This window comes from Streptomyces sp. NPDC002701, assembly GCF_042889045.1.
Taxonomy (GTDB): domain Bacteria; phylum Actinomycetota; class Actinomycetes; order Streptomycetales; family Streptomycetaceae; genus Streptomyces.
Genome location: NZ_JBIAQL010000010.1, coordinates 1 through 15555, shown reverse-complemented (window position 1 = coordinate 15555; position 15555 = coordinate 1). Strand labels below are relative to the sequence as shown.

At 73.1% G+C, this 15555-nt stretch carries 1 protein-coding gene; it reads left to right on the top strand.

What is annotated here, in order from left to right; translation table 11 throughout:
• Positions 1–16: 16 nt before the first annotated feature.
• On the top strand, positions 17–15555 hold a 15539-nt coding region (locus ACFYXC_RS24845; RefSeq protein WP_389554085.1), incomplete at its 3' end, for a hypothetical protein.

Below are 15555 nucleotides of genomic sequence, written 5' to 3'. Positions count from 1 at the left end.
TGTGGGGCGGCCCCCGATGAGCATGATGGCGTCGCCCGAGGTCAACGCGATGATCTTCATCCTCACCGGGGAGAGGCTCATCGACGCCGACGAGGACCTGGCCTACGAGAGCCGCCGGCCCTACTCCGGCCTGGGCCGCAAGCTCGACCGGATGTCGTCGCTGATCGAGAAGTCCATCCACGACATCGCCGAGGTCATGCCCGACGACCTCTCCAAGTCGTACGCCAAGGCGATGGGCATGCTCATCGACGACGGCGGCAAGAACTACCTGCGCGACTTCGCCGAACAGCTCGACAAGATCGCCGAAGGCCGGCGCAAGACCTCCATGGACATCATGGAGTCCAAGTGGCAGGTCATCGCCGAGGTCATCCGGCTGCTCATCGAGATCGCCATCTACCTGGCGATGTCCTTCTTCACCGGCGGCGCCTCGGCCAGCCAGATCATGATGGCCAAGCTCCGCAGCCGGTTCATGATCCTCGCCACCCTCAGCCACCTGCTCCAGCGGCTGCACATCGCGCCCTCGCTGACCGAGGCGTTCGCCGAGGCGTTCACCACCTTCGCGGTGCGGCTGGCGATGATGAACTTCGCCCCCAACGGCCGCCGCCCCGACGGCTTCGACTGGAACGACATCCTCAAGTCGGCCGCGTTCGGCGCCGCCGCGGGCTTCCTCACCAGCATCTTCGACGACATCGCGAAGAACATCGTCAAGAGCTACGACAACAACTTCCTCAAGGACGGCCCGGACCTCAACTTCAAGGACAACCCCAACCTCAAGAACCCCCCGAACCTCGATTTCAAGAACGACGGCCCGAACCCCAAGCCGGACCCCGACCCCACCCCCAACCCCCACGACGGCACCCCGAAGGACCGCCCGGACCCCAGCCCGTACGGGAACGGCCCCAACCCCACGAACAACACGCCGACCACCTTCCGGAACGACCCGCTCTCGTTCCGGAACAACACCAACCTGTGGCGCAACAACCAGATCCTGCGCAACAACGCCGACCGGCCGGGCGCGCTGGCCGGGCACTACGGGCTCAAGGGGACGGCGGACTTCCTCGCCGCCGGCTCCGGTGAGGCGCTGGCCGAGATCTTCATCAAGGGTGTCTTCGACGGTGACTGGTCCACCAGTTGGTCCACCTTCGTCGGCGCGGGCATCAGCAGCCAGGTCGAGGCCACGCTCACCGACGCCGCCCTGAACAGCGGCGCCGAACTGCGCCACGCCATCGACAAGTTGCGCATGCAGCCACCGCCCACCGTCTCCGGCGGCGACTCCGACACGCGGGACTCCGACGGGTCCACGCGCTCCGGCGACCGCGCGGGCGACGGGACCGACCGCGCCGGCGGTACCGGTGGTCCCTCGGGTACGGACCTCTCGGGTGGCGCCGGCTCGCCCCGCACCTCGCCCCAGCCCGTCACCCAGCAGAACACCGGCAACACCAACGACATCGGCGGCACCGGTACGGGGGACTTCGGGGGCAGCGAGTCGCCCCCGAAGTACTCCGCCGAGGACCCGCCGCCGTACAGCAGCCCGGCCCCGCCGCCGTACTCCCCGGGCCCGCTGCCCGTGACCGCCGCCGAGAACGAGCTGTGGCAGCAGGTCCACAACGGTTCCGCCGAGGTCCGCGAGCAGGCCCTGCGCGACCTCGCCGCCCTGCGCGGTTCCCAGGCGCCCGGCAGCACCGAGATCGGTGTCCGCGACAGCCTGCACGGCAACCTGTCGCAGGTGCCCGAGATCCGGGTGGTGCCCGCCGGGAACAGCCCTGCCGCGCAGGTCGACACCGACGACGTCCGCCGCGCCCTCGACAGCTTCGGCCCGCCGGTCACGGTGGGCGCCCCGATCGACACGGGCACATTCGGCGACGGCTCCTCGGACGACTCCGGCGCCGTCCAGAACTCCCCGGACGCCGTCCAGAACGCTCCGGACGCCGTCCAGAACTTCCCGGACGCTTCGGGGGAGGTGCTCGCGCAGGACGACCGGACGGCTCCGGCGCCGGCTCCGGTAGCGGGGGCCGGCACCGGCTCCGGCAGTGGTGCGGGGACCGGCTCCGGCAGCGGTTCAGGGACCGGGGCCCGGCCGAGTGGCGTACCCACCGCCGGAGGCAACCAGTCCCCCTCCGCCGCGCAGCCCGAGGGCACCCAGGACACGCAGGGCGCCCAACCGACCCAGGGCGCCCCCGACCCGGAGGGCACGGCCCCGGCGGACGGTTCGCGCACCACGGCCGTCGACTCGGGCGACAACAGGAGCACTTCGGGCTCCGCCGAGAACGACCCCGCCCCGGCCCCCGGCGTCACAGCCCCCGATGTCACGGCCGCACCGCCGAAGGTGAGTACCACCGGCTCGTACGCCGACACGGGTGACGTGCGTGACGTCAGTGGCCCGGGCGATCCGGGCGAGGCGGTCGACCCGGGCGAGGTGAAGGCCGGTCCGTCCCCGGTTCCTACGAGCCCCTCGTCCACCCGGTCGTCGCCGTTGACGATCGTCGTCTCGGAGGTGCCGCCGCCGGGGGAGGGCGCGCCGGAAGCCGCCGAGCTGCTGGACGGGGCCGGGGTGGACCGGGCCGTCGTGCTCGGGCCGTCGGTCGCGTCGGACGGGGCGGGGCGTCCCGTACGCGCCGCCGTCGAGCTGACCCGCGAGGGCCCCGGTGCCCCGGTCCGGGTCCGCCCGCTCACCGGCCCTCCGGCCCCCGTGCTGCCGGACGGCACTCCCGGCACCGCGGACGCCGCGTTCCCCGGCGCGGACGTGCTGCTGCCGCTCGCCGACGCGCTGGGCCCGGCGCCTGCCACCACGTCCGGCCCGGCCACGCAGGACGCCTCCACGCAGGACACCGTCACGCAGAACCCCGTCACGCAGAACCCCGCGACCACTGACGGCGACCCGGTCACCGCCCCGGCCACGCGCCCGAAGGTGGTCTCGGACGTCTTCTCGGACGCGACGTCCCTCGCGGACGGCAAGGCGGCCGGTCCGGACCTCACGGCCACCGACCTGCCCGCCGCGGCCAAGCTGGCCACCCTGTCCCGGCCCTGGACCGACACGGCCACCGACCTGTACCTGGAGTCGGGCGACAGCGACAGCGGCAACAGCAACAACGGCGACAGCAACGACAGCAACGACAACGGAGTGAGTGGGCACGGCCCCGGCGGCGGACGCGGGACAGGGAGCGGCGGCACCCCGCCTCCCCCGGCGCCCACCACCACGACGGACACCGGACCGGTGACATCCCCCGTGGCGCCCCCGCCCGTGGGGCGGATCGTCGTACGGCCGACGGACGGCGTCGGTACGGCCGACGACGCAAACGGCCGCGCACGCCCCTCGGGCGGACCGGTCGTCACCACCCTGGACGGCCACACGGTGCCCGTCGCGCACCTGCGCCGCTGGGTGCCGACCGCGACCGCCACGCCGCAACCGGGGCGCGCCGTACAGACGTTGACCATCTCGCAGGACCCGGCCGAGGACGGTACGGCGCACGGCGCGGCGCGGCGCGCGCTGCTGGGCCAGGACACCTTCCGCGGCGTGCGCACCACGTCCGCGCAACCGGCTCCCGGGACCGCCGCGGACCGGCCCGCCCGCCGTACCGTGTTCACCGGCCCGCCGACCGCGCTCCCGGGGTCGGGCACCGAGCGCGGCGCCGACTACTTCACGAGTCACGGCACCTCCCGTACCGTCACGCTCGGTACCGAGAACGCGGCGCGACCCACCGTGAAGGTCAGCGGCGTACAGCTCGGCGAAGTGCTCAAGTCCTGGGCGCAGGACGGGGACCAGGACCGGCCACTGGTGCTCTTCTCCTGCGAGACCGGGCGGCAGCCGCAGGTCGCGGGACTGCCGGTGGCGCAGCACGTGGCGAACCGGACCGGGCGCCAGGTCTACGCGCCGACCACCGAGGTGGGCACGGCCCGGGACGGGAACGGCACCGTGCGCGCGGTGCTCACCGAGGGCGCGGACGGGCCGGGAGGGTGGCGCCTCTTCACCCCCGAGCCCAGCGGCGTGGACCTGGACGGTCTGGCGCGCGACGCCGGCCTGCACGCGGGCCCCGAACCGGCCGACGCCTTCGCCCGGGCCCGTACCCTCCAGCAGATCCGCACCTTGCGCGAGACGCTCGGCCCGGATGCCGAACAACGGCCCGAGAACCGGGAGTTGCTCGCGGGACTCGCCTTCGTGGACAACCTGCGCTGGCTCAGCCAGGACACCGCGGCCCGTTACGGCGACGGCCGGATGACCCCGGACCTGCTGCGCCGGATGGTCGTCGACCGGGGTGGTGCGACGGGCGACGCCACCACCGATCCCGGCGCCGCTCCCACCGTCGAGCAGTACACCGAATTCCTGCGCGCCGCAGCCCAGTTGCGTGCCACCGCCGGGTCCGACACCACGCTCGACGCCCTGGTGCCCCCGCCGCCGCCCGCGCTCCCGCCCACCACCCTGGTGTCGCCCGAGGACGTACGCGGCCTGTCCTACGCGCCCTCCGCGCAGATCACCTGGTCGCTCGCCGGTACCCCGCTGCCGCTGTCCGAACTGGGTCTGAGCGCCGAGGACACCGCCGAACTCGCCCGCCGCAGGCCCGACCTGGCGCCCGCGCCGAGCCGCCCGGAGAGCCTCGCCGAGGAGATGACCCTCCTCAGCAAGGCCACGCCCGGCACGGCGGACACCGTGCAGGCGGACCACCACTCCTTCCAGCGCCTGGACACCCCCAGTGGCGGGAACTGCCTCTTCCGGGCGGCCCTCGACAGCGCGCGCAGCCAGGCCGTGCCACCGGCGTGGGCCGCGCGGAACATCGTCGGCCTGCGCCGTCTGCTGAGCGAACGGATCACCGGGTCGGAACTCGGCGACGCCGTGGCCCTGGCGATCCCCGACCCGGTGTTCTCCGTGGTGGACGACCTGCGGATGCGCGCCCTCGCCGGGGTGCGGGACCCGGCCGAGGGCGACCGGCTCACCCGGCTCTGGAACCGGATCGCGCAGGACGTCGTCGGCGACGGCGACCCCGCCGCCTGGCAGCGGATCATCCGGGACAGCGACTATCCGCACCTCGCCGACGTGGTATCGACCCCCGTCGACGCCTGGCGGCTCGGTGCCAAGGGGCTCGTCGGCGCGGCGGCCGAACTCCCGGCGCTGTGGGCCTCTCCCTTCGCCGACCCGCTCCCGGAAGCACTGGCGCACACCCTCGACCTCGATCTGCGGCTCGTCCAGCCCGACCCGCGGTCGCCGGACAGCGTCTTCGTCAACACTCTCAACCCGGGCGGCCAGGGTGACGCCCTGTACCTGGCGTACAACGGCACCGATCACTTCGACGCCCTGGTCCCGGCCTCGGCGCCGCTCACCCCCGTACCCGACCCGACCACGATTACGGGCACGGGCACGACTCACGATCCGGCCGACGCACAGGACCCGGTCACCCCTGACCCGGCGACCCCCGACCCGGCCGCCCCGGAACCGGACGGTTCCGACCCCTTCGGGGAGTGGCTGCGCAGCATGGGCGGAGTCACCGATCTCGACGGGCCCGGCACGCAGACCCCCGACCGGGGTGACCCGGTACCGCTGGAGACCCAGCTCGAACGCCATCGCCCGGCCCGGCTGCTGACCGGTCCGGACGCCCGGCCGCCGGGTCCGGTACCGACCACCGTCACCTTCGAGGACGGCAGCCGGCTGCCCACGGTCCTGATCCATCCGGACGCCGACCCGGGGGACGGCACCCCGGGCGGCCGCCCCGACGGCACCCCGCGCGGGCGTCCGGCCGGACTCTTCACCGGCCCCGGCATGACGACCCTGCGCTCGCCCGAGCAGGTGGCCGAGGAGATCCTGGCCAAGCTGCCGAAGAAGCTGCGGGCCCAGTTCGACGAGGCGGAGCTGCTGCGCCTGCTGACCGAACAGCCCGGTGCCTTCACGGCCCCGCGCGGCGCGCGCTTCGTGGGCCGGGAGAAGTCCGGTGTCGGTCACGAGATGACGGTCGAGGCCATCCCGTACCACCGCTGGGAACGCTTCTCCGACGTGAACGGCGGTACCGTCCGGCTGGACACCATGCGCCGCGGCCAGGCCGGTACGGGCGGCGGACGCAGCGTCGGCTTCGGGCGCCGGATCGCCGGCGGGCTGAGCATGGGCCCGCCGCTCAACTGGCTGCTGAAGATCGGTGTCTCGCTGGGCTGGACCCGCAGGACCGACTACGCCCAGGGCACCCAGGCGTACAACCAGTCGGAGTGGCGCGCCCACGAGGGCTCGCACCTGCATCTGGACGACGTCCACTACCGGGTACGGGTGGACCGCGTCACCGAGGCACCGAAGGCCACCGGCCCCGACAGCCGGCCGGGCCCGGGCGGCACCCCGGGCGACCGGCCCGCCTCGGCGCCGCCGAAGCCGCACTGGCAGCGTACGCGGGTGCACTCCGCGGAGTTCGCGATGCGCGACGGGCTGAGCTGGCGGCTGCCGGACGACCTCACCGTGCCCTACCAGGGACCGCGGCGGGCACCGACGGCCCTCACCTTCCCGGACGGCGTCGAGCCGCGGATCATGGACACCACCGGACTGCACCTGACGGACCCGCCGGAGGACATCGCACTGGCCGTCTCCGGGGCCCGGCCCGGCAGTTCGGCGCACCGGACGCTGGTCTCGTACGTCCGTCCCGGGCGGCTGCTCGCCCTGTTCGGCCGGTTCTCCGGACCGGTCACCGGGCCCGAGCTGACCCAAGGCAGCGGACAGCACCCGCTGGGGCACCTGATCGTGGAGCGGTCGGTGCCGCACCGGGCCACCCTGGTCACCGAGTCGGTCAAGGCGGAGTTGCGCGACCTCACCCAGACCACCTACCAGAACGAGCGCGGCCACGTCCGTGACACCCGTCTGGGCATCCAGGTCACCGCGGGGCCGAACTACACCCTCGTCGGCGCCGAGACCGATGTACGTCTCCAGGGCGGCCCGTTGGTCCGCGCGGACCTCAGCGCCGGGCGCGGCCACTACCTCGGCGTCGACGCCGCCCGCAAGACCACCGGCCGCGTCCGCAACCACCCGGTCGCCCTGTACCGGGTGGAGCGCACCCTGATGGTGCGCAAGCCCGGCGAACCGCCGTCGGCCGCGCGCCCGGTCCGGGTGGTCAGCCTCGACTGGATCTCCACGCAGGACGCCCGCCGCCTCGCCGGCTGGGACAGCCGCACGCCGGGGCAGGCGGGCCCCGACCCGGACGCCGAGCCGCCGGTGCCGTGGTACCTCACCCGGGAGGACCCGGTCCATCTCAGTGGGCAGGTCCGCGCGGAGGGTTTCCGGCCGGTCCGCCCGCAGACCCAGGTGCAGACCCAGCCCCAGACCCAGTCAGGAGATCAGCAGCCTCCGACCCAGCAGCCTCAGCCGAATCAGCAGCCGCAGTCTCAGCCGACCCAACAGCCGCAGCATCAGACGCAGAACCCGCAGCCCGCGCCCCAGGACCCCATGCGGGCCTTCGCGGACACCGTCCTCGACACCCTGCACCGTTCCTACCCGTCGCTGTTCGTCCCGCCGATGATGCTGCGGCACCCGCGGCTCGCCAAGTTCTGGTACGGCGACGGGCGGATGCGGACCGCGCTGCACAACGACCGACAGGTGCGCGAGGCGCTGAACCGGCCCAGCCTGGCGCAGAGCCTGGACGACCTGACCACCACCGGGGTGCCGGTCACCCTCACCGAGGACGGCAAGGTGCGCCGCGGCCACCACACACTCATCCTCCGGGCACGCCTCACCGACCGGCAGTTCGAGACCACCATGAGCGAGCGCTCGCTGCGCAACGCCGTGATCGGCACCGAGGTCTCGGGGCAGGGGCAGCAGGCGTCCCTCACCCTCTCCGGAGGTGTCGAGCTGGGTGTCTCCCCCCGCGACCACAACAAGGTGCCCGACGTCGGGCTGCCCCGCCAGGCCGGCAACGTGACCGTCGGGGTCAGGCACGCCAAGACCGACCAGAAGGCCACCAGGAACACGGTCGCGGTGGCCCACGACCAGCTGACGTTCCAGACCGGCGCCGACCTCTACAGCTACCAGGTGGAGCTGGGCGCGTCCTTCGAGGGCCACCGCCGCCCCCGCGGCTGGGCCAGGCTCGCCTCGGTCGGTCTGCTCGGCGCGGGCGTCTTCGTCAGCAAGGTCGAGGAACGGCCCCTGTTCAGCCGGGGCAACGAGACCGTGGGCCGGGTGGAGCTGGCGGTACCCGCGGTGCACGGCTCCGAGCGCTTCGCCCCGGCCGACCCGCCCACCGCCGGTACCGGTACGGCGCCGGCGACCTCCGCGGTGGCGCCGCAGCAGCTCTCCGCCACCGAGGCCGACCAGCTCCTCGACGGCACCCGCCCGCTGCCGAGGACGGACTCGCCCGACCGGCGGCTCACCAGGAGACTGCTGAGCGTCCCGCACGTGGTGCTCAGCGCCGAGGGCGGCCCGCAGCGCCAGCAGCTCATGCAGGACACCGCCGACCGCGCCTCGGGAACCTCCTGGCACGTCAGCGCCCCCGGCGCCCCGGTGCGCACCGCGCTGCGCCGGGCGATGGCCAACCTCAGCGTGGCCGGCCAACTCGGCCAGTACCTGGGCCCGTTCGGCTCCCGCGTCGCCGGACTCAACGGCGCCGGGCCGTTCCGTACCCACTACCTCAAGGCGGCGGTCCGCGGCGAACTCAGCAACTTCCAGGTCAGGAGCGACCCGAAGCCGGCCAGCCTGGAGGCCACCATCGGCAACGAACACCGCGTCGCCGGCAGCACGAGCACCGTCACCCGTACGACCGTCGGCCTCCAGGGCGCCGACATGCCGCTGCAGCAGGCCCCGGGCCAGTCGGCCGTGGTCGGCTCCTACTCGACCGCCCTGCAGTACGCCTGGGGCAAGGGCCGCAGCGTGTCGCAGACCCTCACCCGGGGACGCAACACCACCCTCACCTTCGCCGGGCGCATGTACCTGGTCGTCGCCGACGCCGCCGAGACCGTGGCGGTACGGGACCGGTGGACGGCCGCGATGGGCACGGTCGGCACCCGCGCCGGAGCCCGCATCAGCTCCGCGGCCGGGCGGCTCTCCGGACGCCTCGGCGACAGTCTCGCCCCGCGCCGGGCCGCCGCCGCGCTCCAGCGCGTCCGCGACGCGGTGATATTCCACCTGCCGATGCAGGACGTCATCGAGGCCGGACTCGCCCCGGACGGCCTGGGCACCACCACGCCGCACAACCTCGGCGGCGGCTACCGGCTGCCCCCCTACCTGCGCAACCGCCGCTTCCCCAGCCACCCCAGCGGTCAGCTCGACGCCGGCCCGGCGGCACAGCAGCTCCTGGGACAGCTGGAGAGGATCGGGGTGCCCTCGCACGACCGGGAGCAGGTCCTGCAGCGGCTCTCCCCGGATTTCCTCCGCGGCCACCTGCACGAGCTGACGACCGACGGATTGACCCTGCCGGTCCGCTACCGCGCCTGGTCCAGCCCGCACCACCTGCCCGTAGGCGGCAGCCCGGGACAGGTCCGGTTCACGCTGACCCCCGTCACCACCACCGTGGACCGGCTGCGTACCGGCTACGAGCTGGAGGACTACCGCACCATCGCCCGCGACGACGCCGACGGCGCCTCCCAGGACCGCGGCGCCGACGTGACACTCAGCGCCGGCCAGCGCGCGGCGGAGAGCGGCATCCTCGTCGCCAACCCCTCGCTCCAGGGCACCGCGGCCAAACAGCGGTCGAGCACCCGGACCCGGACCGCGGGCACCACCGCGATGCCCAACATCGCCACCACCCAGGCCCACGCCGAGATCGTCACCAGCTATGTCCTGACCGTCACCATGACGGACACGACCGGCGACCCCCTCACCCCCGGTGTCACCACCCCGGTCGGCAGCCTCAACGAGATCCTCCCGGCGAACCTGCTCACCCCGGACGGCGACGGCGCCGACGGCGCGCTCACCGAACAGGACGTGCCGGAACCCGAGCGTGCGGTGCGGATGCTGACCGCTGACCAGGCCCGACCGGAGAACATCGCCGCCTGGCGCACCTCCACCACCGGGGACGGCACCGGCGGCGCCGACCCGGACATCCTGCCCTTCGACGACCGGATCGGTTCCGGCATCCTCGCGGTGGACATCCGCGGCGCGGCCAACGTGCAGGACGCCCTGACCCTCGCCACCGCCCGTGCCGACGGCTCGGGCGACGGCGACCTCGGCAGACGGCACACCGGGAAGGTCCTCGACTCCCGCGTGCGCATGGCCCGCCAGACCCCGCTCACCGGACTCGGTACCGCCCCCGCCCAGGCCCAGCAGGAGGCCACCGCGCAGGGCGGTCTGACCGCCGGCTTCCGCGAGGCGCTCGGCGCGAACGGCTCACCGCTGCCCGCCCAGGCGTCCGTGCGCCTCTTCGGCCAGTACCACACCGCCGAATCGCGCCTCTACGCGAAGATGCACCGCGGCGGCGCCCGCCTGCTCGCCGTGGAGAACAAGCCCCGCATGGAGGCCATGCAACGGGCGAAGACCTCCGACGCGTCCGAGGCCGGCATCACCGACAACGTCGAGGGCGCCGTGGGCACGGCGCCGATGGCGGGCAACAGCAACGCGGGCGTGACCAACCCGGGCGCCACCGTCCCGATCGGCGGCTCGAACGACGGCACCGTGCTCAAGGGCACCGCGGACACCACCCTCGGCACCCACGTCAAGGTCGTCACCGACCGCAGCATGCTGTTCGCGATACCGGTGAGCTGGCTCTCCGTGGCCGAGGTGGACCACCGGATCACCGACAGCCGCCCGCTGCACGCGCTCGGCAAGGCCAGGCGCGGGCCGCGCGCCGCCGAGGCCGAGACCACGGCCCTGGTCTGGCTGCGCGAGGACATCGCCCGCGACTACGGCCTCCTGGACGACAGCACGTTCCCCGACGAGGTCCTCGCGGCCTGGGACGACCTGTCCAAGGCGGCGGGCGACCTCGCCACGGCCGAGAAGAACTACTACGACGCACGGGCGCGGGCCCGGGAGACCTGGCTCGACCTCAGCCCGGCGGACCGGGCCGCGCTCGGCGACGACAACTCCGGCCCGCCGGCCGATCTGCCGCCGGACGTGCTCTGGTCCCCGGCCGTCGTCGCCTGGCAGGCCGCCCGCCAGGAGGTCCACCGCTGGGAACAGCACACCGACGCCGCCGCCCGGGACCACCACCGGTTGCACCTGGCCGCCTCCCGCCTCACCGCGCACCACCGGGGTTCGGCCTCCGTCCCGGTGCCGGACCGGCCGCAGGAGTACACCGAACCGGACTGGCGCTCCGAGGCACCCGAGCCGTACACCGTCACCGACGGTACGGACCCGGCCCCGCGTACGATCACCTCGCCGGACGGCGCGACGGTGCGGGAACTGCACGACGTGCCGCACGACGGCGCCTCGTTCTTCCACGCGCTGCTCGCCGCCGCCCAGACCCGGGGCCGGCTGCCCCACCTGCTCGGCACCGACCTCGCCGACCGGTTCACCAGCGCCCCCGGCGACCCGGCGGTCACCGCGGAGGCCGTCGGCGCCGCCCGCGACCGTCTCGCCTGGGCACTGGGCGAGGACAGCAACCAGGACCTCCTCGACGCCCTCGCCCTGGACGCCGAGGACACCTTCACCCAGGACGAACTCGACGCCGCGGGGGTGCGGCTGACCCCGGCCCAGCAGACCGAGTTCGACGCCTTCGGCCGGCTCCCGCAGACCTACTGGCCGACCCCCGCGCAGCGGGTGGCGCTCGCCACCGCGGCCCTGTCCCGCCCCTTCGCGGCCGAGCCCCCGCAGGACGGCGGCACGGAACGCCCGGACGGCGAACCCACCCCTCCCGAGCGCCGTGCGGGCGACCACGGCGGAGCCGACCTGCTGCCCGCCCTCGCCGCCCGCGTCCTCGGCACCCCGCTCACCGTGGTGACCGGCGAGGGCCGCGACCAGCTCTTCCTCCCGCACGGCACCGATCCGGCCGCCGTCGACCCGGCCGCCGATCCGGTCCTCTTCACCAGCGACGGCTTCTTCCACGCCGCGCTGCCGCCCGGGACCCCGCCGCCGGTCACCACTCCGTTGCCGGCCCCGACGACGACAGCGACGACAGCGACGAAGGCCGCGACGGCCGCGACGAGCACCGGGTCGGAGCCGCGGTCCGCACGACCGCCCGCACACCGCAGCCACGCCACCCCGCCCTGGCTGCCGCCGGCCGACAGCGACGGCCCGCGTTACCGCCTCGACCGCGACGGTGTCCTCACCGCACCCGACGGCGCCACCTACACCCAGGTGGCCCCCTCCGGCCGCGGCAACGGCTTCTTCGGCGCGCTCTCCACCGCTCTGCGACAGGCGGCCGAGCAGTCCGGACCGAACCGCCAGGAGGCCGCACGGCTGCGCATGCGCGCCGCGGCGACGCCCACCCAGCTGCTGCGCCTGAACGGTCTGCCCGCCGACCCCGCGGAGCGCGACGCGCTGTTCACACCCCCGCCCCTGCGGACCCACCCCGGTGAGCCCGCGCCGAGCCGCAACGCCGTCGAGGGGCACCTGCGCCGCCACCTCGCCGAAGCCCCGTGGGGTCCTGGGGCCGACCGCGCCGTGGCCCGGTGGGCGGCCGCCGCGACCGGCACCACCGTCACCCTGATCGAGGAGGACGGCACCGCCCACACCTACCCGGGGCCGTCCGGCGAGAGCGGTCCGCACCTCCGGCTCCGCCGCCGGGGCGGGGACTTCGTCCCCCTGCGCCTGCACACACCCGCACCCGCCCCGAAGAACACGGAACCCATGGCGGACCCCATAGCGGCCCCTATGGAGGAGGCGCACGATCTGAGCACGCTGTCCGGCACCGGCACGGGCTCCGACGTGCCCACCGGCTCGGACACGGCCCCCGCCGCACCGGAGCCGGTGCTCCGTCCCTTCAAGTTGGGGAACTACGAGTTCACCAACCTCAACCAGACGGAGAGGTACACCGACAAGGCGGTCCGGATCGTCGAACTGCTCGACGAGCACACCACCATCAAGAACTACGTCGGTGGTCGCCCGGTCCGGATCACCCTGCACGTGCGGACGACGGAGACGCCGGCCGACGTACGTGACCTGGGTGACGAGGGCGTCCAGATCAACCTGGCGAGTTACTACTTCGAGAAGTACGACGTCGGTTATGTGATGGGGATGCTGGCGCATGAGATCGGTCTGCATCCTCTGGCGTCGCGCAACGCGGAGATTCCGGAGCAGGAGGAGGCGTACCGGGGGATGCCGCTGCCGGTGCCGGGGCTGACGGATCTGAGGACGCCGCGCACGATGAACACGGAAGGGGCGGGGCAGGCCGACCACATCATGGCCGCCTACCCGCGCACCATCCGGCACGGCATCTACCGCGACATCGTCATAGAGATGGCCAAGGTGCTCGCGCAGCACGCACGGGTCGGCGTGCCGGGCGCCAAGCCCCAGGACGTCACCGACCTCTTCGACACCTACCTGATGGACCTCGCCTCCATCGCGGTCACCAGCGACTACCGCATGAACGCGGTCAAGGAGCCCAACTACACGGCGAGGGTCTACAACGCCTACAAGGAGATGCTGCGCGCCGAGCTGGCGGAGAACGCCGCTCTCCGGGATCTCCTGCCGTCGAACAAGACCCTGTTCGGCGTGGCCCGCTCCTTCACGCAGCTCGCCACCAGCATCGCGACCAACAACCGGGGCGACAGCATCCAGCAGCCCGTCGTCCCGGAGCGGACCGGCGGCGACCCGGGCGCCACCACCGGCGAGGCGCGCCCCAGGCTCCCCGAAACCGGTACCGCGCCGCAGAACGCGCCGTCCACCGCCTCACCGTCGACGCAGGGCGTGCGTGGTCCGCGCGGCCCGCGTGACAGTCGGCCGCGGTTCGTGGTGCGGTCGGGCTTCGACGCCCGGCGGTTCTCGTACCAGGGCGAGCCGGTCACCGACCTCACGGTCCGCATGGCGATACGGGGCACGGACGGACAGGTCTCGCGGGTGTTCGACCAACTCGAAGCGGGCGTGCAGGAGTTCCTGAACGCCCCGGGACACCGTCTGTTCAACGGCGACAGGCTGCACGTGACCGTCGAGCTCGTCGACCCCTCCGAAAGCCCGCACCTGACCGTGGACCTGGCGGGCCGGGACCGGGCGATGGATCAGACCACCTGGTGGGCGGACGCCGCCCCGGTGCAGCTGGTGCACGAACTCACCCACCAGCTCGGTCTGCGCGACGAGTACCGCGATACCGACTCCCCGCACCGCCCCCACATCCTCGGCAGCCTGCTGGGCGACCTCGACCAGGCTCCCGAGGACCCCTTCCTCGCCCCGGCCGGCCTACGGGACCGGCACTTGGCCCTGCTCGGCGCGCTCATCGGCGACGTGACCCCGGCACCACAGCGAAACGGCGACCAGGCCGAGCAGGCCGATCAGGCGGGTCAGGCCCACCAGGACGACCAGAGTTGGGCGGAGGCCAGGAGCGCCGCGACCGCGGAGCCCCGTGAGTCCATCTGGGTCGACCCCGTCTCCCTGCCCAGGTCCGCCGACGGCACGGCGGGCACCGAGGTTCCGGCTCATATGCAGCAGGACCCGGACACGGTCCCCACCGCATCGGAACCGGTGCTCCGTCCCTTCAAGTTGGGGAACTACGAGTTCACCAACTTGAACCAGACCGAGAAGTACATCGACAAGGCGGTCCGGATCGTCGAACTGCTCGACGAGCACACCACCATCAAGAACTATGTCGGCGATCGTCCGGTCCGGATCACCTTGAAGGTGCGGACGACGGAGACGCCGGCGGATGTGACGGACCGCGGTGACGCGGGTGTGGACATCAACCTGGCGAGTTACTACTTCGAGAAGTACGACATCGGTTACGTCATGGGGATGCTGTCCCATGAGATCGGCCTGCACCCTCTCGCGTCCCGCAACTCGAAGATTCCCGAGGAGGAGGATCTTTACCGGGGCATGCCGCTGATGGTTCCGGGGCTGGAGGGTCTGAAGACGCCGCGTTTCATGAACACCGAGGGTTCCGGTCAGGAAGACCACGTCATGGCGGCCTTCCCCCACACCATCCGGCACGGCATCTACCGCGACATCGTCCTGGAGATGGCCGAGGTGCTCGCACGGCACGCGCGGGTCGGCGTGGCGGGAGCCAAGCCCAAGGACGTCACCGACCTGATCGACACCTACCTGATGGACCTGGCCTCCATCGCGGTCACCAACGACCACCGGGCAAGAGCGATCACGGACCCCAGCTACACGGCGCGCGTCTACAACGCCTACAAGGCCCAGCTGACCGAGCACATCCCTCAGACCAGCGCCGTCCGCACCCTGCTGCCCGCCGACAAGGGACGGTTCGGCGTCCTCGGAGACTTCGCCCAACTGGCGGCCAGCGTAGGAACCAACAACCGCGGCGACAGCATCCAGCAGCCCGTCGCACCGGACCGGTCCGGCGGCGCCACGGCCGGCGACACCGGCGAGGCACGCCCCAGACTGCCCCAGGCCGAGGAACTGCCCAGGACCGAGGAGTCGCCCCGGACCGAGGAACTGCCCCGGACCGAGGAGCCGGTCCTCATCCCCTTCAGGTCGGGGAACTTCGAGTTCACGAATTTGAAGCACACGGATGAGGTGTTCCGTGAGAAGGCGGTGCGGATCATCGAGGTGTTGCGGAG